Below are 23347 nucleotides of genomic sequence, written 5' to 3' on the forward strand. Positions count from 1 at the left end.
TTGAGGGGGCGTGTATTTTTGGCAGAAAATCTAGTACAAATGAACGCGTTGAAAGGGCTGGGTGGGCAATGCTCACCATATCCGTATTTTCGTGAGCATACTTAGATCAGTGTATTTCAAAAATTAGACAGTAATCCTATATCCAGATTATCAAGAGAATTTATGGTTAGTGAAACTGGCTCAATTTTATATCTTTTTACTAAGTCGGAACATGGTCTTAGGATGAGAGAAAGTACCAAAATAAACTTAAAATCTGGTCATGGTATAGAGGAAGATATTAATGCTAATCCTATAAGCCCTAGACAAATTTTAATTATCAGGTATGAAGATATTGTAGAACTAGCAATTCCTCCTGGTGAATTACGAGAAAATATTGTTATCCAAGGCATAAAATCTGAAACTTTTCAACCTGGTTCTCTCATAACTTTTGAAACTGGTGCTGCGGTTCGCCTCACTTTCTACTGTGAACCATGCAAGAGAATAAACCATTTAGTCAAATCACTAGCTAGCATCCAAGCTAAACGAGGAATTTTAGGTGTAGTAATCAAATCAGGAAAAGTTCAGGTTGGTAGTAATTTTGAGATTACACCTCATCAATTTCCTGCATTATCAAAAAAGCCTTATGAGCGTTTTCTCGAAGTTCTCCTAAAACTTCCACCTGGAAAAGTCGTGACCTATAAGCAAATACTTCAAATAATAGGAGTAGATAATAGCTATATGCGAGCTATTCCTATATACATCAAGAAAGCCTCTGCACTTGATTATCCCATACATAGAATATTAGACTCTCAAGGTAATTTAATATCCCATGTTCCCGAACAGAAGAATAAATTAGAAGCTGAAGGTATTCAAGTGTTATGTGAGACAGGGTTATTGCCAAAACAAAATAAATGCTTTGTCGATCTCAAAAATTATCTATGGAAAGACCAAACGATTTATTTATAGTATGCATATATAATTATTTATACTCAATTGCTAATTAAAATTGATTTATACATAAATTATTTAGCTTGGTTTTCAGCTTAGAGACTATCAAGGCGATCGTTCTACTACTGTGCGATCGCGCACTTGAACACCATCAAATAACAAATCAATATTCACTAATTCTCTATTAAGTGCTAAGACTTTTATGCTACAAGGTTTCTATTGACACTCTCTTTTATTACAGGTTAAAGATTGTGGTTTCAATGAATCATACAGTGTTGCAAAATTTTTATAAGCAGATATACTGAAGATAACAGGGTTAAAAAACTTGCAGAGTTCTAAATAAAAGTAGAAGCTAGCTACCAAAAAAGCAGCTAGCTTCCAGAGTATCTACCGTTTCTTCGTCTTCAGCCGCTTACTGCTCCATTTCCCATACTAGGCTTGTCATTTTTTTTTGTCAAGCTGTCATTTAAATGTGACTCACAATAATGTCTTGCATTTCAGACTTCATGAGAGAAAATAAGTACAAGCGTAATATTCAGGATTTCGGCATATGACTGACAGAAGGCGTTCTGATGATTACAAGCAAATCAGTGGCTATATTCCACTGGATTTAGCTCTAGAGTTTAAAAGCATCTGTGCTCGCTTAGGCATTTCCCAAAGCGACGCTATAGAAGAAATGACTCAAGAGTGGGTGGCCAAAAAAACTGGTTCTCATTCCCTCAACTCTCGAAAACTTGCTCCAAAAACAATTGCCGATTTGGTGCGAGCCAACATAGCAGAACTGAAGCGTTGCGGTATCAAGAACTTACCAGCATTGGCAAAAGGTGAAGTTTTACCAACACCAGGGGACTTTGCCATCATCACATCGGCTTTAGACATTCCGGAGGAGGAAAGAAAAAAAATTTGGGAAGAAACTTTCAAAATTTCAGTGTATCACGATGCTAAGGGTGTAAAAGTATATAAAGATTCTGGAGGTGTCAAAGAAGATGAGTGTGAGTGTTCTTAGAATCCTCAACTTACCTGGGTGGAACTATAAAATGTCTTATGAAGGGGTTTCAATTGTTGCCCCGACTAAGCGTGATGCTACTTGCTTAGCTCAAAGCTACGGAGAAGCTCTCAGCGAAACTGCATGTAAAATTAATGGCAAAGTCAGAATTCAATGGAGAGGCTGTAAGCAACCGATTGAATTTTTTGGGTGGATGGCAAGCGAACAACCACCTACATCGTCGGAAACAGCCGAACGGATATTGCAATCTGAGGGTGGAGTGTTTTGCAGCCAGCTACACATACCATCACAGTTGTTGTACCGTATGGTTGCGGCTGCGGAAAATGAGCGTCCTGTGAGCATCGTCAGACAAGATACTCGCAAGCAAATTATTGTAAATCAGCCAATGGCTGAGATGCTACAGACACCACCAGAAATTGCCACTCAAAGGATCATGACCCAGTTTTGGCTACCTGAGGATTTAGCCGAACTGGAACAAAGATTACACAACGATAGGCAGTTCACCTGGACTTACTCCGCTGGGTTAAATGAGCGAGCTTGGGCAATCCTCACTACCCAATTCGAGGCTTTTGAGGTTGAAGGCATTTGGTACAGACAAGGAACCAGCTTGTCAACTCCTCAACTTGTGCCTATACCACCAGGGGTGCTTGAACAGGCTTAAAAGAACTATTTGGCTCCTTCACGAATTAGAAAATCATCAGGTGCGTCAATTATTTTTCTATTTCGGGGTGCACTCCTTAAATCAGTTATCAGTGCTTACAAGGTTTGAGGTTTTCAGTTCAAGAATTGAAGCAGTCAGATCCAGACTGTTGTATTGATCTCTGTATTCTCTTCAGGACTTCTACTAATTCTCTCTTGCTGACTGTGTGGTGACTTGAAACTGAAAAAATGTAGCGGATTTAAACGTTGTCACCCCAAATGGAAATACCAGCCTATTTACAGGACTTCTAAAACCCAATATATATTCTATTCTGGTCTAAGGTGCGTAAAGTGCCTACTCCAGCCATGATTATATAGTTACGTGAAACTGGAGAGCATGATTGCCCACTATATTGCACTCAATCGATAACCGTTATCAAAGGTTAAATATTTGGTAAATGCACCCTTGACACTCCATTGCACTGGATAAATGTACCTTGACTTTTACCAAAAAATAGTATCCATCCTTACACTTTAAAGTAAATTTTTTGCAGCTAGCACCAACAGATACGCCGCAGTGTAAAGTATCACAGACGTTTTCACTATTTCCTCAAGAACACGAGTTGGCTGAAGTTTTGTGGATTCTCAAGCGATTGGAACAAGTATTTTTGGGGTGAGAGTATGATATTTTATATCTGTCTCGATAGGCGATCGCTCTGGACTACTCCCTTCCCGCGATAAAATTACCTATCTCTTCTGTTCTTTAGTGTCTTTGCGGTTCGTCAAAAAATCTAGTTATTCTTGCAAACGGACAGGCATAATACTATCTTGCTTTTGCATTAATCGATCGCAGATTCTCTTATACGCCTAAGAAGGGTAGCATCGTTAGAGAAGGTAAAAATATCCAGTAATCACATATCTGGTCGTCATAATTACCACAGTATGTCATGATGCGTCGCTACATTATCTTTGGACTTGGTACTGTTGCTCTATTGTTAGTACTCCAACCTTTATACCGCGCTAAAACTCAAGAAAAGCAAATAACAGCAACTATCGAGCAACCTCAACAATCTTTGGACAACAATAAAGAAAGTTCAGCTTCACCTTCTATAACTAAAGTTTCTGCTAACTCAGAAGCACAAATCTGGTCTCGTCTTCGCCAGGGAAGAGGTTATGTAGTGATTATGCGTCATGCCTTAGCACCAGGAATTGGCGATCCGCCTGATTTCCGACTTAATGATTGCTCTACGCAACGCAATCTCTCCAATGAAGGCAGAAAACAGGCAATCAGAATAGGAAAAGCTTTTAGAAGCAGGAAAATTCAAGTTTCTAGGGTTTTGTCAAGCCAATGGTGTCGCTGTTTAGAGACTGCAAAACTGATGAATTTGCGGAAAGTAGAGCCTTTCCCAACTCTAAATTCCTTTTTTAGTAATTACAAAACGCAATCTCAGCAAACTGCACAACTGCGTCAGTTTATTTTGAATAACCGTAACACTCCTGGTGTGATTGTGATGATTACTCACGAAATCAACATTACAACACTCACCAGCGATATCTACCCAAAATCTGGAGACTCAGTGGTGTTGCGAGCTAAAGAGCAAAACAAAATTGAGGTGGTGGGACAGATTAAAGCCATCTAATGCTCCTAACTCCTAGAACGAGAAGTTGCGATCGCCTTTCGTCAGCTTTCAGATGAGAGACAAATATAATAATTTCACGTGGCAGCTATATTGCTCCACAATTAATATATGAATTCGCTACATTTAACATGCGAACAATTGCGGAAATTAACGAGAAAATCAGCTGCCAACGTGCGGTAGTGTTGACAGTTGAAGAATTAAAAGCACGAGTTGCCGAAGTTGGTGTTACTCAAGTTGCTCAGGAAGTTGATGTAATTACCACGGGCACTTTTGAGCCGATGGAATCAAGTGGTGCGATTATTAATCTGGGACACACCGATCCGCCAATCAAAATTCGGCGTTGTTGGTTAGATGGTGTTCCAGCATACTCTGGTTTTGGGGCAGTAGATTTATATCTTGGTGCTAGTTGTCCCGTTGATGCGATCGATGGAGAAGAAGTTCGGGAACGTGGCGGTGGTCATGTAATAGAAGATTTGATCGCAGGTAAAGCTGTACAAGTACGAGCACAAGGACAAGTTACAGATTGTTACCCAAGAGCCACATTTGAAACCACAATTATGCGGGAAACGATAAATCAGTTTTATCTATTCAATCCGCGTAATCTGTACCAAAATTTTATTGTGGGTGTAAATGGAGGCGATCGCCCACTTTTTACTTATCTCGGCCCTTTACAACCACGTTTAGGGAATGCTGTTTATTCTAACCCTGGTGCAATTTCGCCTTTACTCAACGACCCAGATTTACAACTGATTGGTATTGGAACGCGGATTTTTTTAGGCGGTGGTATTGGCTATGTCGCTTGGGAAGGTACCCAACACTTCCCCTTACAAAAACGTTTAGCCAATCATACCCCGATTGGGCCTGCTGCGACTTTAGCTTTAATCGGAGACGCCAAGCAGATGGACTCGCGTTGGGTTAGGGGATGTTATTTCAAAAGCTATGGCCCTTCATTGATGTTGGGCGTAGGTGTACCACTTCCTGTCTTATCCGCAGAAGTAGTTGAACATTGTGCTGTGCAAGATAAAGAATTAGTAGCGCCAATAGTAGACTTTTCCATTCCCCGGCGCGTTCGTCCTACGTTTGGATTGGTGAGTTACGCCCAACTTAAGTCTGGGCGTGTCACTATTGAGGGTAGAACAGTGCGTGTTGCACCTCTAGCAAGTTTGTTTTTATCTAGGCAAGTTGCCCTAGAGTTGAAACAGTGGATTGAAGCTGGCAAATTTACCCTGACAGAACCAGTTTCCCAAATTCCGATGGAGCGAACTTTTCTACCTCAAGACCGCTGGACGGAATTTTGATATTGGAAACTGGGGATTGGGGACTATGGAATTGGGACAAGGAGGACAAGGAAGAAAATGCTTCCTTGTCTCCCCCCTCTCCCTTGTCTCCCTTAATCTTGGGGCGGTTTCGTTCGTTTGATCGGCTTAGGCGCTGGTATTTTCGGTACAGGTTTCGACACAGCAGAGGAGTCGCCGCCTATTTTCTTGATTGGGCGTGGGGTTTCGCCATTTCGTCTGGACGGAAATGGTTTTCTGCCACCACCCATACCACCACGAGGGCCGCCTTTGAAAGGTGGTCTGCGCTTTTTGGGTAGATCAGCGATCGCTTCAGCAGTTTCTATTGCTAATGCATCAGCTTCCCGCTTGACTTGAAAGTCCCAAAACTTACCTACAGCTTTGGTAGTCAGAACACCGGTCAGTTTCAACTTAAAATATTTGGGTTTGTCAGTTGGTTTGCGCGGAGCCTGCTTGATTTTGACTACTAAGCTCTTAGCGTCATAAGACTGGTAGACTACTTCACCACGAACAGAGAAACCACCATCAGGAATGTCTGATGAGGGTTTTAGGGTGCTTGTAATCTCGTCGGAACTCTCAGACACAGTATCATCAGGGATCTGTAATTCTTCTGTCCTCAAATCTTGCTCGTCCTCTTCTGTCAGATGTTTAGCCAGTTTTTCTGGCTCCCAAACTCCGACAATTTGGAGGTGCAATGTATCATTTTCTTGTCTTGTGCGCGGATAAACTACCCACAGATGTTCTTGTTCTAAATCCAAGTGATTCTTCACTAAACTCATAATCCGTCCTAGGAGCACGGCATTGAGTTCGACACCATCTGGGGTCAGTAGATCACCTTGAGTAAATTGTTCGTCACTGGCACGGTAGCGACCTCGGACTAACCCGATGGCGCGATACTGCATCGGTTCACTGGGAGGCGGAATCGGTTGCTGCCGATTAGCGAAGTTCCCATTTGCGGCAGTCTCGCTAGGGTTAACAGTTGAATTTTCAAGTTTAGAGGACTGGGCTGCTACTGTAGGAACATTAGCGGCTGCCTCTGCTTTAGTTGGGCCCTGGTTAGAGGCAGAAGAGTTGGAAGATTCAGGCGACGGCATCAGGTCGGAATTCATAAAAACTCCTTGCGGCGGAGACACATCCCATTGTGGGATTTTACAAAGGCAGCTGAAAAGAGCGTTTGTGCGGCTGAGGAAAGTATATTTGCTTTCAACAAACCACAACTGAGCGCTCTATAGCATTCTAAATACACTTTTGGACACTAAATGTGTAATTTAGCGTCTTTAGACTAGTTTCGGGAAGCATATCATAGGTAGAATTCTGACGGTTCCTCCTAAAGTCATCACTTACTTTAGCAGCGTGGATAGTTATTTGTTATAAAATTCACAGGCAATCGACGGTATTCCGCAAAGTTTTGGAAATTTTTAACTTTCGGATTTATGTAAATGATAATGTCATTAAAGTTCAGGAGAAATAAGTCTTGTGTCTCAACCGCGCAGCTGGATAGTTAAGGTCGTATTGGCTCTGGCAGTTCTTGCTTTTGTGGGAATTTCAATGGTTCCCCTAATTTCTGCATTTAACAATAATAATACACAACCCCCAACCCAGAATAACGCCAGCAGCAAGGGCAATTTGCCTTCCCCTGACCAAAAATCAAAACTGCAAGACGAAGTTCGGGGTTACCAACTGGTTTTGCAACGAGAACCAGAAAATCAGACTGCTCTCAAAGGACTGCTACAGGCACGGCTTGAACTTTTAAGTCTCAAAGAAGGAGACATTCAGGGAGTAATTGAACCTCTAGAAAAGCTAGCCAAGCTAAATCCAGAACAGACAGAATATGTAGTACTGTTGGCTCAAGCAAAGCAGCAAATTGGTGATAAGGAAGGTGCCGCCCAAGCTTATCGTTCTATTTTGTCTACAAAACCAGGTGACCTGAAGGCTTTACAAGGGATGGTTTCTCTTCTTTTAAGCCAACAACGCCCTGAAGCAGCTATTGGTTTATTGCAAGATACTTTGTCTGCCGCACCGCAAGCAAATAAAATTCAGCCTGGAAGTGTAGATACAGTTGCCGTGCAAGTACTTTTAGGCACTGTTCACGCCTCTCAGAAACGTTATACTCAAGCTCTCTCTGCATACGACCAAGCAGTCAAGAAAGATCCCAAGGATTTTCGCCCCATTTTGGCTAAAGCAATGCTACTCAAGCAACAAGGCAAAGTTACAGAAGCTAAACCTCTGTTTAATACAGCCTCTGCTTTAGCGCCTGCTCAATACAAAGACGAAATTAACAAAGCAGCAGAGGCTTCACCAACTCCTATTCCTGCTGCATCTCCTACAGCCTCACCAGAAACTAAAAAGTAAACAGGTACAAGAGCAATCAACTCCGCTTTGTTCTTTGAGTAGTGCTAAGTATAACCCTATAAATAAATTTAGGGGATGAACGTAGAGGCGCAAAGTTTGCGCCCCTGCTTGTTTCTTGATCAGTTTGCAACTAGATTGTCAAAGAACCTATCTCTACTCAGGATTAACCACAATAGAGAGAGCTAATTGATAGATTTGACGACGCGGTAGCGAAGTGAATTTTGCTAATTGACGGCTAGCTTGCGATCGCGAGATTCCTTGAGCGATTAATTGTTGTAGTTCGGCTTTGAGTTCCGCTTCTGTCAGTTGGGGTTGAGTTGCTGGAGTTCCTGCTACCACTAAAGTATATTCACCTTGGGGTTCGCGCTGGCTGTAGTGAGCGATCGCTTCGGCAACTGTTCCGCGCCAAAATTCCTCGTAAAATTTTGTGAGTTCCCTGGCGAGGACAATTTGGCGATCGCTTCCGAGAGTATCTCCTAAATCTTGTAAAGTCTCACGCAAACGATGGGGCGATTCGTAGAAAATTATGGTGCGGGATTCTGTTTGCAACGATTCTAAATATTTTCGCCGTTGTTGACTTTTCGCTGAGAGAAAACCTTCAAACACAAACCGATCAGTTGGTAATCCAGATGCACTTAAAGCCGTAATTGCTGCACTCGCACCAGGAATCGGAACTACCGATATTCCCGCTTCCACACAGGCTTTTACCAGTTCATATCCCGGATCGGAAATTCCTGGCATACCCGCATCACTTACTAAAGCAATTGCCTTACCATTAGCTAAATGCTCTATTAATTCAGGAATGCGGCTGGTACGATTGTGTTCGTGGTAACTCACCTGAGGAACTTTAATTTGAAAATGTTGTAGCAGTTTCCCTGTGTGGCGCGTGTCTTCTGCAGCAATCAGATCCACCGTTTGCAAAATTCGCACCGCCCGAAAGGTAATATCTTCCAAATTGCCAATTGGTGTAGCTACAACGTAAAGCGTTCCTGGTTTTGGATCGGTCTGCATGAGTGAGAAATCCAGCTTTCTAAGTGAGTTGGGAATGCGCTGCTCGAATTGCGGATGCGATCGCACTTTCTACCATAGCATCAGCAATTTGCTGTCCTTGCTGCACAACAAATTGCTTAAAAAATGGATCTTTTTTAGCCTCTGTAAGAATCAGTTGTTCAATTAGTTCAGCTTGTTTATCCACAGAAGTAGCGACACTTTGGTTTTTAAATTGTTCTAAAAGATTTTGTACTAACTTTTGCGATTGCTCTGGTTCGCTGCAATTAGCAACAAAACTGCGAATTTTAGTAGCAGCTTCATCATAATTAATTTCACCAGAACCAGCTAAGTTTGTAATTGTACTGCCTGTAATATAAAAACTATTACCAAAAGATTTTTTGCTAGCTTCTCTTAAAGCTCCTGCTTGCTCGGCAGCAATATCTAACAGTTTATTAATTTGGGGTTCTTTAACAGCTATTAAGCCTTTGATCATATCATAAATTTCCCCAACTCTCTTTTCCACCTGTTGTCGGAGAACGCCTTCTTTATGAGTTACTTTCACAACCCAAAGGTCGCCCCGTTGTTCAACTCCTTTGAGTTCCAAACCTAAACCATCATCTTCTAGTTGAAATTTACGGAATGTGAAACTTAAAGCTCGCCAATTTACACCTTCTTTGAAAACTAACTCAACTACTTCTTCTACTTCTTGAAATAGAGCTTCAAACTCTCCTTTTTCAAAATGACGACCTACAGGATATTGTTCTATTGGTTCTCCTTTAAGATCCAATTTACGATATACGTAATCACACTTTACGCTAGCAAAACAAGTCTTACTATTAACGTGCCAATCTTCAATACAAATTCCAGTTAGATCGGCACCAGTAAAATTAACTCCTGTCACTTGAGCGCCAACTAAAATACTGCCACGCAAATCAGCATCTTGTAAATCTGCTCCTTTGAGATTAGTTCCTCTCAAATTGAAATATCTCATATCTGCGTTGCGCAAATATGCTCCTTGTAAGTTGAGATTGTTAAATTCTTTATCTTTACTTTTTCCATCAATTAGCAGTTTTTGTACTTTGTAGTTAGTCAAATCTAGATATCTATTATCTAACCTAGCTCTATCTAATCCCTTAACTCCCTTAAGACAAGTCCGGTAAAAATTACTGGCGCGGAAATCGCTATTTGCTAACAGAGACCCAGTAAAATCAATATTACTTAAATCTAAGTTATAAAATGATGTGCTGCCCCATGTACCAGATGCGATCGCCCATAAATGCAAAAAATAAAAATGGCTGGAATGTTTGTGACTAAATTTTGTAACGATCAAACTAATAATCCCAAAACCAAATCCAGAAATAATACCACCTAAAAGGCTAGCACTTTTTACAAAAAGGCTTTGCTCTGCAAATTTGCTATCTACTCCACCAGATAAATACAAAATTATCGTAGTAATAACTGCAAGGATAATTATAAATGTAGCAATGGGAACTTGAAACCGATCGAGTTTGCCTTTCACAAAATTTATATTAAATACAGCAATCACAAAACTGCCTGTCAACAAACTAAAAAGGCTAAATGTTATGCCTGCCAAAAAAATAGCTAAGTGTTGAATAAGATGATCTATTGCTGGAGAAATGTGAACATTAATACTGGGCAAAAAATTAAATAATACTAAAATTTCTGTGATTATTAATGTAATAAAAAAATATACTATAGCTGCTCTTAATCCCTTAGCAATACCTTGGCGAATAGTGGCAGTTAGCCAAGCAATAATTATGATAATCATCCAAAAAAGTTCTATTCTCCCTGGCTGGATTGTTAAAGTTATATTAAAAAAATACCAACTTCCAAAAAAGCCAGATACAATACCAGAGATTAAAGATAATATAACTAAAATCAACAATAAACAGACTTTTATTATAATTGGTTGTCCAGCAATAAGGTTATGTAATTCTGGCTGTAAATATTCTTGGGATAAACGCCAACCTTGAATGTTTTTTCCACTGTGAATTTGACTGAATAAGCGCTGAGAGTACATTCTAACTTCACCAATTTTGAGATAATTGAGAATATTATGAGTATTACTATAACTCCATCTCGTCAAATATTATTAGATACATGGTTCTTGCCAGGAGGCTTAGGAGAAAGATTAAATTTAAGTTCTATTCCGTTTCCCTCGAGACAAGACAATGTTCTTGAGGATATTGAAGACTCTGATTTAGTAGATATTATCAACTCACGATTCGATATCAACCCTTCATCTCGTATTAGTGCAGTATTTGGTCAACCGGATTTTTTGCCATTTTCTTTTTTAGAATTAGGTGTAAGACGAGGTGCTGCTGTATGCCGACTGGTGCGGGAATTTTCTGAACCAGCTAGAGTTGAACTATTGCATAAAATTGACGCTCTTGAAAATGAACTTAAAAAGCGCGAACAAGGTGTTTTATCTCAAGAAGACATAAAAGAAATATTTTCATTGTCTGAAAAAGAGCCAGATTGTATTCAGCAATTATTTGATGGCATCGATATAAATCATCCATCAGATGCACTCAAAGATCCAGAACGTTTCAAAAAACTACTTCCTGTTCCAATAGCAACAGGATTTTTAGTTGGAAGCAGTTACCTACTCACCAATCATCATGTGCTTCCAGATAAAGAAGTATGCGCTCAAGTAATAGCCCAATTTGGTTACGATCAAGATGGTCTGGGAAGAAAAATTCCTCCAGTAGAATACAAACTCGATCCAAATTCAGTAACAGGTTTTTTTGAAACTAACGAAGAATTGGACTACACCTTAGTTAAATTACAAGATAGACCTAAAGACCCTAATTTATCTATCTTAGGTAGAGCAGGCGATCGCTTTGGCTGGATTCCATTAGATGAGAACAGTACAAACATTGCTCCACCTATAGATAGTCAAAGGTTGATAGAACTTCAACAAAGAGGAGTTCAACAAGATATTTCTCCAACCAAATTATTAGAAGGAGAACCAGTTAATATCATTCAGCATCCAAAAGGAAAGCGTAAGCAAGTTATTCTTTCCAGCAATAAAGTTACCAATATCTACAAAAAATTTATTAGATATGAAGCCGATGCTGATTTTAGTTCATCAGGTAGTCCGGTATTTAATCAGCAATGGCAATTAGTAGCACTACACAATTCAGCAGTAGCGAATATTAAAGCCGATTCAACTCTTGAAATAGTTGCCGAACAAGGTGTAAGAATTTGTGAAATAGTTAAAGACTTACAAGAAAAAAGTTTGAGTTCTGATAAAATTAAAAATTTTATCGATCTGTTTGTTGATACAAAACAAAAAGAGGCTGAAAATAAGCCTACTCAATCGCTGCCAGCAAGTGCTTATACCGTTTCACTTTAAAATTGATACAAATAGGCAGCAGAGGGGCAGGGAGCAGGGAGCAGGGGGAAAGAATTTCAAGACAATTATTTGTATCAGAATTTTCGTGAATTGGTATTACTAAATTTGCTCTCTGTAGTGCCATCATTTTTGTTTAGGGGCTTCATTATAGTTAATTTGCCCTGAGCCAGTAACGTTGGTGATGTTGCTGTTATTTATATGAAATTCATTGCTTGTAGTTTGAACTGGTTGAGTTGCATCAGAGCCATTTCCTAATTTAGGTTCGTTCTTGGCAGAAGAATGCTCTTTAGTTAAATGAGATTGAGCAATTACCTCACTGAGATGAGGATTCTTAATCAGAATTGGGGTTAGTTGTTCTAAAATACCTGTGAGTAGAATTGCATTGCAGGCATATTTATAAGCAAACTCAACGGGTTTTCCTGCTGCTATAGCATCATAAAAAGCTACTGCAAATTCAATAGCTGCCCGATCGCCAATCTGCTTGCTCATACCAATAACATAGTTAATGTGTTGAGCGATCGCCTCTGCTTGAACCTGTGAATAGCAAGCATTGAGCACTACACACTCCACTTGATTAGCGAATAACTCAAATAATCCAGCTAATCCTTCAGCATCGACAAATTTCTCTTGTCCTGTATCATCCTCGAATACTAATCCTTCAATCCCTGCTCCATGACCAGAGAAATGTACAATCTGCGGTTCATCATTCAACATTGCTCGTCGCACATCTCTCGGACGTACTGCCCACTTCTGTTCTAAGATAAAGCGATCGCGGTTTTTAGCAAGCTGTAATCCTGTCTCTATTTCCCGTAGTTCTTCATCCAGCCGCAAACGTACAGTACCTTTTGGATTTGCTGCCATAAACAAAATTTTATTAACTTGAATATCCTTATTCATTTGGCACTATGGGATAGCTATTCTTGTTCAGCAGTATAACTTTGTCGTGTCATGATGGCTTAATCAGCTTGATATCCCTCTAGAAACGCGATATATAGTGTCTCGATATATCGCGTGTTTTTGTCTATAGGGGTTCTCAATTGCTTGTAATAGACCAATACGGTTCAGTTAAGGTTAAAAGCTGAAGCTTGTAACAGAGGAAAAAGTTCGTAGTAAGGACTTAAGTCCGCAATTTCAGCACTAAAGTGCTGACTACAAACCAGATTCCCTCATCTTATTTTTTTAACCCAAGCGTATTGACATATAGACTTGTAGGCGCGGGTTCACAAATCAATACAGTTCAGATAAGCCTGTTTTTTCTCCCCTTGCTGTTCCCTGTTCCCTGTTCCCTGTTCCCTTGCCTCCACAGAGGAATTTTCTTAACTGAACCGTATTGTGTAATAGACTCCGCCAAAAATTCAGAATTCTAAATTCAGGATCTAGCTATATTATGCCTCCTGCCTTCCTTGAATTTGGTGGATTTCTCTGATTCGAGAATCACTATAGTTACAGATTTGCGGCATTAATCACACCAAAACCCCATTTGCTATCAAAAGTTCCTTGGGGTTTACCAGGGATAGAACTATTTTTGCGTAGCAAATCTTTCACAGCAGCCGGATCAAGCTTGGGATCGCGTTGTAAGAGCAATGCTACTAAACCAGTAACGAATGGTGTCGCCATACTTGTACCAGCCATCACCATAAATTTGGAATTCAGCATCATCGAGCGCTCGACATTAGCATTGGCAGACAGAGCAGAAACAATCATCGCTCCTGGTGCTGCTACATCTGGTTTCTGGGCATCATTACGCAGTGGTCCTTCACTGCTGAACTCAGACATGGTATCTAGATCTAAACCCATGTCTCGCACCTGATTATCAATATCAGTGTATTGAACTTTTGTGGTGTAGGCGGCAACTGTAACCGCACTGCTAGCTGCTCCTGGTGACCCAATTTTCACACAGTCCTTGACACTTTTACCTGTAAAAAATACCGAAGAGTGATCGTCAAGAGTCCACACATCCAGACGTGTGTCAGTTGAACTGGTATTGCGTACCCGCAACTGCCAAATACCTCCCATAACTGGCGAAGGATCGTTACCACGAATTTGCACGAAGAAATTGTGGTCGCCGTTGCCTTTATCTGGGGCTGGTGTCACAATTTGTACCCGCGAATCTGGTAATTGGTAATCCTGAGAGGGATTGCCATCACTAATAATTTTTTGGAAGGGAGTAACGAAACCGTTTGGACTGCGTAGCGATATTTCTAACTGGCTGTCACCAGCATACCAACCGTTTAACCATACTATGCCTACTTGATTCAAAGGTACATTGAAGCGGATACCGCGTGACTTTTGAGCAGGTATGGTTGCTTGACCGTGAATATTGTCGTTTCCTTCATTGCCTGCTGCACAACAAACAATCCTTCCTGGCCCAGTTTCAGCATCAATAATTCTGGAAAGGGAGTCGCTACCATCGTGGGCATCAGCGTGTCCACCTAAGCTGAGATTTAAGACCACTGGTCTTTGTAATTCTTCAGCTATCCGAAAAACGTAGCGGACAGCATCGGCAATGTGGGCATCCTGTAAGTCGGATTTGACGATGACCAATTCTGCCTCTGGTGCCACACCTGAATAGTTCTCATCTGCACCAGCAGCAATTCCAGCAACATGAGTGCCATGACCTTCAGTATCTTGAGAAACTGACAGTTGTTCTCCTGTAAATTCAGCGCCATAGTCACCTTCTTTAACTCCTGGCCCTGGCAGGGTTTGATCCCAAATGTGTAAAATCCGTCCAGCAAAAGCGGGGTGCTTCGGGTCAATGCCACTATCTACAATGCCAATGATTACTCCTTTGCCAGTCAATCCCGTTTTGCTTTTAAAATCTGGCAGTTTTACTTTTGCGGGTGCAACATCCATGCGTAGATGAAGTTTGCGTGATGGTTTGATCCGCTGGATGACATCCTCTTCAGATAAGGCATCTAAAGCCTGTAATGGTAAGAAAGCTGTGCGTACACTCCCGGAGTTCTGATTGACACGAATTCCATATTGTTCTAAATGACTCAAGTCTGCATCAGGTTCACAGTAGAGAAAAACGATACTCTTAGTTGGCTTGACAGCACTTTTAAAGGCAATTAAACCAAGCGATCGCTTGTGCGTTGTTAAAGCTTGCTCTCCTTCATTTTGATAATCTTGATATGCCAACAGTAACCCAGGAGAAAGTTTTTCTGGTCTCATATTTGTCTCCACGTCTATGTGATTTCCCTAAATAAATCTATTGATTTCAGTAGTATTAGTTGTTCTAGCATAAATACCAAAAAGGTAATTTTTTAGCTTCATTCTTAGTTGCGAGTATAGTTATCTAAAATTTTTTATCAAAAACGATAGATAAAATTAGAAAATCCGAATAACTTCCCAAAAACACTAGACAGAAGCCAGATAGGAAACAGGAAATAATTAAGAGTGTGTTTCTTTGATTCGTTACTAGCAGCAGAAATTAGCTAGTTGCAGGCTCATATAATAAATTTCAATGAAATAAAACAAACATAGGTCTTGGTAATTATGATTAGCAGTCAAAAGTATTGTCGGCAATGCTTTTTATTGATCCATTACCTACCTCAATTATTACGGACAAAGTTCAATAGAGAAAAATAAAGAATTATTAATTAATTCATCGATTCTCAACAAATAAGCATTCAAAGAAATTATATGTATTAGTTAAATTATTTTCTATAGGTAACATTTCCCTTACAGCTAAAACAGAGGGTGTAACAATTAATATTTGAGATTTACATAATTTTCTACCACAGGAAAGAACCGTAAAGAAGCTATTATTTGCAACGATCGCTCCTGTAGGTATAGAGAGTCATTCATGCAAATTCAAACACCAGACTGGGTTAAGCACGCTGTTTTCTACCAAATTTTTCCAGATCGCTTTGCCAGAAGCAAACAGCCTCGCAAACGATTATTGCATGAGGCCCGTTGGGAGGATTGGGAAGCTATGCCAACACTCCAAGGTTACAAAGGCGGAGATTTATGGGGTATCGTGGAGGGTTTGGATTACATACAGGATCTAGGGATTAACGCTATCTATTTCACACCAATTTTTCAATCCGCTAGTAATCACCGCTACCATACCCATGATTATTATCAGGTTGATCCACTGTTGGGGGGCAACGAAGCTTTTAAGGAATTACTAGACGCAGCCCATCAACGCAATATCAAAGTTGTTTTAGATGGAGTGTTTAACCACTCCAGCCGTGGCTTTTTCTTTTTCCACGATGTTTTAGAAAATGGTCCCCATTCCCCTTGGGTAAATTGGTTCAAAGTGGAAGGTTGGCCCGTTTCACCCTACAACGGTGAGTTCCCCGCTAACTATGAAGGTTGGGACGGAAATCGTGCCTTGCCGGTATTTAACCACGACAATCCCGAAGTTAAGGAATATATTATGGAGATTGCCGAATACTGGATTAAATTCGGCATCGATGGTTGGCGGTTGGATGTGCCTTTTGAGATTAAAACACCTGGTTTTTGGCAAGAATTTCGCGATCGCGTCAAAGCTATCAATCCCGAAGCTTATATTGTGGGCGAAGTTTGGGGAGATTCTCGCGAGTGGCTAGATGGGACTCAATTTGACGGCGTGATGAATTATCTATTTGCCGGACCAACTATCGCCTTTGCCGCAGGTGATCGCGTAGTCTTAGAACAAGTGCAAAGCCGCGACTATAAACCCTACCCACCTTTATTTGCCGCTGAGTATGCTGCCCAAATCCAGGAAGTATTAGAACTGTACCCTTGGGAAATTCAGCTTACCCAATTAAATTTGCTAGCTAGTCACGATACAGCAAGGTTAATGACTATTTCTGGGGGCGATAAACCTAGTGTAGAATTAGCAACCTTATTGTTACTGACTTTTCCTGGTGCCCCCAGCGTTTACTATGGTGATGAAGTCGGTTTACCTGGTGCCATAGATCCCGATTCACGCCGTAGCTTTCCCTTAGAAGCTAGCTGGGATCGAGAAATTCTTCAGACTCACCGCGAATTAATTGCTCTCCGCCATACTTACCCATCATTGCGTATAGGCGATTACCAAGTCCTCTATGCTCAGGGCGAACTTTACGTTTTTGCTAGAACTTTAGGGACTGAGGAATTGATTATTGCCGTTAATGCTGGTACAGCATCGACAAAAGCAAATATTGCTATTAGCAGTTTGCGTACTCAACCTGACAAACTGTTATTTGGCACTGCTGAGGTGGAATGGCATGATGAAGGAGAAAATCAGCAGCTTTCGTTATCTCTTGGGCCACGCGTTGGCTGCATTTTGGGTGTTAGCTGATACTATAAATTGCTCAACAATTTAATTCTGACAAATCTGTAAGAGTACTCCAAGGAAAAAAATGTCCAATTGTCATTACGAATGAAGCGAAGCAGAATGTAGACACGTTGACGTTAGGGAAGCCAGGGGCGTCAGCGTTGCCACAGGCTAGTGGCTTCCCGAAGAGTAGCAATCGCAAGGGTTTGAGATTGTTTTACTACACTCTGTTTCGCTCGCAATCACAGCTTCTGGATCATTGATTTCTTGGAACACTCTAAAGCAAAATGGGGATTGGCTTTTTCGCAATTCCCCATTTCCATCACCAAGTCCTGAGACAAAACTAGAGGCTGACACAACGCAAAATTCGTTCCAAAATCATTTTCATTGTTTCTTGCGAGTGCTGCTCACGGAGTCTTTTACATAGTCAACGTTTTTAATATCAAACCATAAATGAACACCGAGTTTATCTGTGTTCATCGGTGTTCATCTGTGGTTCTTTTTATTATTCAGATTTGTGCAAGCAGTCTACTAGACCTCTTGCACAAATATTTATTAGCCTGAATTTCTAACATAAAAACTAGTTTTTACTTAATTTAAAGTATTTAGCCTGCGGAGGCAGGCTTTGTTTGTCTAGCCCCAGACTTCAAGTCTGAGGGCATGATTGGATTCATGCAAGATGTCTACTGTATCTTCACATACTTCTAACACCACCGATTACGCAAGTTAGAGGCACATTGGCCGATCACAAACTAGTACCTCCAGCAACCATTGCAGGTACTAACACTTTATCAATGACATGGATCACGCCATTATCAGTCAGAATGTCAGTTTGGATGACATTGGCATCATTCACCTTAATTTCGCCATGAGCAGACTCAATTGCTAAAATTGACCCTTCAAGAGTCTCTGCCTCATTAATCTGCACCAAATCATCAGATCTGACATCCCCAGAGGCTACATGATACGTCACAATCTTCTTCAGCTTGGGAATATCTTGCAGCAGCGAATCTAAACTTCCCTCTGGCAGCTTAGCAAAGGCATCATCAGTAGGTGCAAAAATTGTCAAAGAACCAGGACTCTTAAGAACTTCTGTGAGTCCCACAGCTTTAACAGCCTTCACCAAGATGGTAAAATTTCCTGCATTAATCGCAGTTTCCACAAGATCGGCCATGAGGTTAGGTGACTTTATTAACTTACTGTTACAACATACTTATAAAATGTCGAAAATCTCCTAACCTCTATCAATAGAGAGGTTACTAACAATTGCGTACACAGCAGCAGATTTATCGGTGCTGCTAAACTGGGGAATGACCCCAAGAACCACTGACTATGCTAAAGCGTTCTAAGTTCGAGACCACCCAGTCTCAGATTATGCACCGTGCTGAGGATCTAATTAGTGCAGCCTCAAATCGGTACCGCATTACGGTTCAGGTGGCAAACCGTGCCAAGCGTCGCCGTTATGAAGACTTTGAAAGTGCGGAAGATGCAATGATGAAACCAGTACTCAGGGCAATTATCGAAATGTCCGATGAACTGACTCAGCCAGAGATTATCGGCGAACTATAAAAATAGTACTGAGTTGAAAGTGCTGATTGCTGAGTACAAAAGTAGTCACATTGCACTTTTAACTCAGAATATTCGCTATATGAAAAAGAAAAAATTTCTACTTTGGTCAACTCTCCAACTTCTACTTTTGAAATTGAACTCAACACTTAAAACTCGCCATTTGGCAATGTCTTTAATGGTGCTAAGTGTGATTATTTTGGGTTCAGGGATAGGTAGCTCAAAATACACAACCTTTATAGGCATCCAACCTGCAATAGCTCAGAGAATAAGTCCTAGCGATGTTTGGCAACAAGTGTATCAAAAGTTGCCAGATTTTCCGAAAGAAAATAAGTATATTAGTAAGGAAACTGGGAAAGTTGCTGAAAATAATACCTTAGTGGGTCGCTTGATCCAATATCACATTTATGTGAAAGAGCGTGCCCCAAGTTATCGTTTAGATTGGAAGCTGACTCTGGCTGATTATCTAAATGCAAACGAAACTATCTACGACATTACCTATCCAGGAAATGGTACATTGCGAGAAAATCCCATAGAAGGCGATCGCGCAGCCATTTCCAAGCTTACCCGCAGCCAGCGAAATGCCTTAGTGCAAGTATTGACAAACATCTTTAATTCTAGTTCTCCAGCACAACCCCAACCATAATTAGTTTATGGAACGTTTAGTAAAAAGCGGCGCTGGTTGGCGTATCGGCTGGAATCCGAATGCATCTGAATTTAAAGGTCTATTGGGTACAGATGATTGGGCGATCGAGTTAACAGAAGCCGAATTAAACGATTTTTGCCGTCTATTAGCAAGGCTAGCAGACACAATGAAACAACTGGCAACTGAATTGATGGATGAAGAGAAAATTGCTTGCGAAGCCGAAAGCGATTTATTATGGATGGAAGTTGAAGGCTATCCCCATGCCTACAGTCTGCGCTTTATCTTAAATACAGGGCGATGTGCAGAAGGTCGGTGGGATGATTCTGCTGTTCCTGGTCTGTTGCAAGCTGCTGGGATGCTCAAGGTTTTTTGAATTTACTCTTGATTATCCTCAAGTTTATTGCTAATATAGTAATTCTGACCGGGGCGTAGCGCAGCTTGGTAGCGCGCCACTTTGGGGTAGTGGAGGTCGTGGGTTCAAATCCCGCCGCTCCGATTGATAAAATCCCTATTCCGCTAGTCTGGAAATAAGATTAGCGGATTTTTTCATGGGAACCTTAGGTTCTAGACCCAAAAACACACCAATTTCATACCAAAAGAGAATATAACATCCTTCACTGAGGTTGTAGTTGATTTTTTGTTAACCTCTCCAACAAAAGCGATCGCCCCGATCAACCTAGAGCAATTGCAGAAATACCTTGCAGTTAGTGATGAGCAGGTATTAGGTGCAGCAGCCAGCTTGGCGATGTTATCACCTGTGGCTAGAAGTGGTGTAAAAATTGATATTTATGAAAGGGTAGAAATCAGTCACAGAGGTGGCTGTATCAATATTGCGCAAGTTGACAAATAAAATCCAGTATGAGTGATGTAAATTTCTCAGGATACCAGAGTCCCCATTCGTGCAAACCTTCTTCTACAGTAATTAATTTAGAGTTGGGAATAATTGCTGCCATTTCTTGAGCGTTATTTAATGGCGTAGTTAGGTCTTTTTCTGACCATAATAACAAACAGGGAGCTTGAATTTTTGGTAGCAGATGGCTGATATCTTCGTATAAAGAAATTAGCAATCCTTGAATGACATTTCTTGTATTGAATAACAAATTGTGGGAGAAAACCAAAGGAATATCAACTAATTTCAATCTGCGCCTTGGAAGAAACATTTGCACCGTCATTTCGATTGCCCTTCGCGGTATCATCTCCGGTATAGACGGCGTAGGAATCCCGGTACTATCTACCAGAATTACACTTCTGACTTTTTCTGGAACAAGTGTAGATAAAGTAATGGCAATACCTCCCCCTAATGAGTGTCCTACTACATGAAATTGTTGTACATCCAAAACTTCTAGAAATGAAAGGAGAATTTTGCTATAGCTAAGGTAATCGGGAATTAGCTCAGAGTAAGTCGATCTCGCAAAACTGGGCAAGTCAGGAGCAATGATGGTATGCTGCTGTGCTAGTAGTTTCAGCACTTCTTGATAAGGCTCAGTAGAGATTCCCCATCCGTGTAGAAATAGGATGGGGATTGAACTTGGCTCCAACCTACTTTGCTGATAAAAAATAGTGCAATCTTGTAAATCAACCCGATGATTAGTTAATTGGGATTTCAAAACCACAACCTCATTCACTATGACTCGATAAATCACTTCTATTGTTATGTAACAGTAGCAAGCCCACAGGATTGACGAACCTTTCTCAAGGATTATATAAGTCATGTTGGTGAAAATATCGGGATAGTTCACAATCTCGATATCGTTACAAAGCATTAACACACAAGGATTTGAGGCGTTTTGTGACTCACTAACCCAAGTGCGATCGCTCCGGCGAGTACTACTCTATAGAAAAACGCCGCAGAGATAACAAGCTTTATATGGTTATACTTAAATGTTTTTAAACGTTTTTATATTATCCATACGTACAAAGTGAAATATTGTTCTTTAGAAATAAAGTAGCTATGAGTGCTTGCAAATTTTGCACAATTGATTACTAGGTTCATTAGTAGACAGTGTATAAAGTAGCCCAAGACTTACTGTTTTAACGGTTCTATTCGCTGTAAAGTACTTGTTTAACAATTCAAGGGTGTTCTTTATGCCTGATGACAATGAGGAGTTAATTAGGGCTATTAAAGATTTAAACTCAACTGTAAGATCAGGATTTGTTCTCGTATCTAATATTATATTTCTCACAGCTTCATGTATTGCTGTTGCAACTTCAAATATCTCTCCTTTTAATTTATTTTCTATAGGATTTGTTTTTTTAATTATTAAGATGATTGGTTGGTTTGCTTCTGAACGATAAACCTTTAATTAGAGATCTCATAAAATTGCTCCAAAAACGGCAATTTTGGATTTTTTTGGCGACGGGTCGATGTTGCAACCATGCCAGTTTGACCCACCTAATGACTTGAAAAGAGGTGTTGACGATATCGCTACAAAGGTTAAAAACACAAGGACTTGAGGCATTTCGCGACTCGTCTCAAAGGTGCGATCGCAGTTGTTCCCTGTTGCCAAATTTGAGAATATCATAATCCTTAAGATGTTTACCCAGTAGGGATTGTAATGGTTTCTGACTGGGGTGATTTCTATATAAAAACGAGTTAATAGGAAACCTGGGAGAGTTCGCCCGAAAGTTTATAAGAATTTCACATTAAATTCATGATCCCTTTAACTACACTTTATATCTTTAGGCAGAAGACATGGGATATTCAAGAGTATTCATAAAAACACTAAAGTCATGAAGACAAATAAGTATTGCTAGGGCAAGGATTTGAGAGATTTACTGACTTAAATATTGTTGTTGTAAACAATAATCTTAGCCATGCATTACGGAAAAGAGCAGATCCAAGACTACTTAATAAACGAAGCCTCACCACAAACCCACAACACCTTTTCGCTGCTACATGAGGTAGGCTTCTATCCAAAAGAGATCATTGATAATAACTTCGAGATCATCATAAAATGCCCGACCCACAAGTACTTAGTACTTACTGCAACTACCTGTGATAACTGGTACAGTGGTCGCTTTTGCTTGACAACGAGCTATGGTAGTCAGATCTCCCGGTTCGCAACTCAACAACAGGAAGGCATAAAACTAGGCTTGTTCATGATTTGGCAAGTAGCCGATAAGTATCTAAATTGCTGTCCCACCATTTACCCCGAAGGGGGCGATCCACGCGATCCCGTCGCCTCATTAGGGGCTGTTCCCTCTAGGGATTTTGGTTTTTAATTTAATTCATCCACAATCCGAAATGGGATAACCCATTCTTTTGTGACACGTGTTAGGTGTATTTTTTAGATCCAGAGCCTCATCTAAATCTGAGTAGCCCGTTGCGTTCTTCGATTTTCATCCCAATTTTTGCACCAATTTTGCACCAGTTTTCTAGCGTGGTTTGGTGGAAAAAATGGGGTGTTTCATTTTTGGCTAAAAGCTATAACCCATGCTAAATATAGCTTTTCAACTTGACCGGGGCATAGCGCAGCTTGGTAGCGCGCCACTTTAGGGTTGATTTTTTAGGCAATCCAGCCAATGCGATCGCATTTCCTGAACCTCATTCTCCCCCTCTCCCATTACCGCCACCTTACAATAGACTTCTTGCAGAAGTCGGTAAAAGGGGAAAGGAACTCAAAACCCTTTCCCTTTAACCTTTTCCCTTTCCCCCCTCTTGC

At 40.6% G+C, this 23347-nt stretch carries 21 protein-coding genes and 1 tRNA gene; 15 read left to right on the top strand and 7 right to left on the bottom strand.

Annotated elements, in window-relative coordinates:
• Positions 1-162: 162 nt before the first annotated feature.
• The 5 genes from BV372_RS26805 (at position 163) to BV372_RS26830 (ending at position 5510) form a co-directional block, all read left to right on the top strand.
• Positions 163-945, top strand: a complete 783-nt coding sequence (locus tag BV372_RS26805; RefSeq protein WP_086689531.1) for an MGMT family protein — start codon at positions 163-165, stop codon at positions 943-945.
• A 532-nt stretch (positions 946-1477) separates the two neighbouring features.
• Positions 1478-1933, top strand: a complete 456-nt coding sequence (locus BV372_RS26810; RefSeq protein WP_086689532.1) for a hypothetical protein — start codon at positions 1478-1480, stop codon at positions 1931-1933.
• A complete protein-coding gene (locus BV372_RS26815; RefSeq protein WP_086689533.1) occupies positions 1914-2594 on the top strand; it encodes a PAS domain-containing protein in 681 nt (226 codons plus the stop codon). Before BV372_RS26810 ends, BV372_RS26815 begins: the two co-directional genes overlap by 20 nt.
• 925 nt (positions 2595-3519) lie before the next feature.
• Positions 3520-4212 carry a histidine phosphatase family protein gene (locus BV372_RS26825; RefSeq protein WP_218776777.1) on the top strand — a complete coding sequence of 231 codons (693 nt, stop codon included), beginning with the start codon at positions 3520-3522 and terminating at the stop codon, positions 4210-4212.
• Positions 4213-4340: 128 nt separating this feature from the next.
• Positions 4341-5510: a homocysteine biosynthesis protein gene (locus tag BV372_RS26830; RefSeq protein WP_086689534.1), complete on the top strand. Its 1170-nt coding sequence runs from the start codon at positions 4341-4343 to the stop codon at positions 5508-5510.
• Between the two features lie 92 nt (positions 5511-5602).
• Here the strand turns inward: BV372_RS26830 and BV372_RS26835 are convergent, their stop codons facing one another.
• Positions 5603-6616: a hypothetical protein gene (locus BV372_RS26835; RefSeq protein WP_086689535.1), complete on the bottom strand. Its 1014-nt coding sequence runs from the start codon at positions 6614-6616 to the stop codon at positions 5603-5605.
• 367 nt (positions 6617-6983) lie between these two features.
• Here BV372_RS26835 and BV372_RS26840 point away from each other — a divergent pair, with 367 nt between their 5' ends.
• Positions 6984-7859: a tetratricopeptide repeat protein gene (locus BV372_RS26840; protein WP_086689536.1), complete on the top strand. Its 876-nt coding sequence runs from the start codon at positions 6984-6986 to the stop codon at positions 7857-7859.
• 153 nt (positions 7860-8012) lie between these two features.
• On the opposite strand, the gene rsmI is transcribed toward BV372_RS26840, so the two are convergent.
• Both rsmI and BV372_RS26850 read right to left on the bottom strand, forming a co-directional pair.
• The gene (gene rsmI / locus BV372_RS26845) at positions 8013-8870 is read right to left on the bottom strand and encodes a 16S rRNA (cytidine(1402)-2'-O)-methyltransferase (RefSeq protein ID WP_086689537.1); all 858 of its coding nucleotides are present in this window, start codon (positions 8868-8870) and stop codon (positions 8013-8015) included.
• A gap of 19 nt (positions 8871-8889) precedes the next feature.
• Positions 8890-10890: a pentapeptide repeat-containing protein gene (locus BV372_RS26850; RefSeq protein WP_086689538.1), complete on the bottom strand. Its 2001-nt coding sequence runs from the start codon at positions 10888-10890 to the stop codon at positions 8890-8892.
• Positions 10891-10926: 36 nt separating this feature from the next.
• Between BV372_RS26850 and BV372_RS26855 the strand changes: the two genes are divergently transcribed.
• Positions 10927-12228 carry a serine protease gene (locus tag BV372_RS26855; RefSeq protein ID WP_086689539.1) on the top strand — a complete coding sequence of 434 codons (1302 nt, stop codon included), beginning with the start codon at positions 10927-10929 and terminating at the stop codon, positions 12226-12228.
• Positions 12229-12351: 123 nt separating this feature from the next.
• Here the strand turns inward: BV372_RS26855 and BV372_RS26860 are convergent, their stop codons facing one another.
• The gene (locus tag BV372_RS26860) at positions 12352-13089 is read right to left on the bottom strand and encodes a CHAT domain-containing protein (RefSeq protein WP_256973470.1); all 738 of its coding nucleotides are present in this window, start codon (positions 13087-13089) and stop codon (positions 12352-12354) included.
• A 582-nt stretch (positions 13090-13671) separates the two neighbouring features.
• On the bottom strand, positions 13672-15399 hold the full coding sequence (locus BV372_RS26865; RefSeq protein ID WP_086689541.1) for a S8 family peptidase: 1728 nt from the start codon (positions 15397-15399) through the stop codon (positions 13672-13674).
• A 634-nt stretch (positions 15400-16033) separates the two neighbouring features.
• Here BV372_RS26865 and BV372_RS26870 point away from each other — a divergent pair.
• On the top strand, positions 16034-17497 hold the full coding sequence (locus tag BV372_RS26870) for a glycoside hydrolase family 13 protein (RefSeq protein WP_086689542.1): 1464 nt from the start codon (positions 16034-16036) through the stop codon (positions 17495-17497).
• A gap of 721 nt (positions 17498-18218) precedes the next feature.
• Here the strand turns inward: BV372_RS26870 and BV372_RS26875 are convergent.
• Positions 18219-18647 carry a fasciclin domain-containing protein gene (locus tag BV372_RS26875; RefSeq protein ID WP_086689543.1) on the bottom strand — a complete coding sequence of 143 codons (429 nt, stop codon included), beginning with the start codon at positions 18645-18647 and terminating at the stop codon, positions 18219-18221.
• 158 nt (positions 18648-18805) lie between these two features.
• On the opposite strand from BV372_RS26875, the gene BV372_RS26880 reads away from it, so the two are divergent.
• From BV372_RS26880 to BV372_RS37905, 5 genes are all read left to right on the top strand, one after another.
• On the top strand, positions 18806-19042 hold the full coding sequence (locus tag BV372_RS26880; RefSeq protein ID WP_086689544.1) for a DNA-directed RNA polymerase subunit omega: 237 nt from the start codon (positions 18806-18808) through the stop codon (positions 19040-19042).
• A 79-nt stretch (positions 19043-19121) separates the two neighbouring features.
• A complete protein-coding gene (locus tag BV372_RS26885) occupies positions 19122-19685 on the top strand; it encodes a hypothetical protein (protein ID WP_373270815.1) in 564 nt (187 codons plus the stop codon).
• Between the two features lie 7 nt (positions 19686-19692).
• On the top strand, positions 19693-20058 hold the full coding sequence (locus BV372_RS26890) for a DUF1818 family protein (RefSeq protein ID WP_086689545.1): 366 nt from the start codon (positions 19693-19695) through the stop codon (positions 20056-20058).
• A 49-nt stretch (positions 20059-20107) separates the two neighbouring features.
• Positions 20108-20181: transfer RNA gene (locus tag BV372_RS26895), tRNA-Pro, on the top strand.
• Positions 20182-20322: 141 nt separating this feature from the next.
• The gene (locus BV372_RS37905) at positions 20323-20535 is read left to right on the top strand and encodes a hypothetical protein (protein WP_086689546.1); all 213 of its coding nucleotides are present in this window, start codon (positions 20323-20325) and stop codon (positions 20533-20535) included.
• Here the strand turns inward: BV372_RS37905 and BV372_RS26905 are convergent.
• Positions 20510-21298, bottom strand: a complete 789-nt coding sequence (locus tag BV372_RS26905; RefSeq protein WP_256973471.1) for an alpha/beta fold hydrolase — start codon at positions 21296-21298, stop codon at positions 20510-20512. The genes BV372_RS37905 and BV372_RS26905 overlap by 26 nt on opposite strands.
• A gap of 472 nt (positions 21299-21770) precedes the next feature.
• Between BV372_RS26905 and BV372_RS26910 the strand changes: the two genes are divergently transcribed.
• Positions 21771-21980: a hypothetical protein gene (locus BV372_RS26910; protein ID WP_086689548.1), complete on the top strand. Its 210-nt coding sequence runs from the start codon at positions 21771-21773 to the stop codon at positions 21978-21980.
• Between the two features lie 519 nt (positions 21981-22499).
• Positions 22500-22907 carry a hypothetical protein gene (locus tag BV372_RS26915; RefSeq protein WP_086689549.1) on the top strand — a complete coding sequence of 136 codons (408 nt, stop codon included), beginning with the start codon at positions 22500-22502 and terminating at the stop codon, positions 22905-22907.
• Positions 22908-23347 lie beyond the last annotated feature (440 nt).

Origin of the sequence: Nostoc sp. T09 (assembly GCF_002154695.1) — a bacterium.
Taxonomy (GTDB): Bacteria; Cyanobacteriota; Cyanobacteriia; order Cyanobacteriales; family Nostocaceae; genus Aulosira.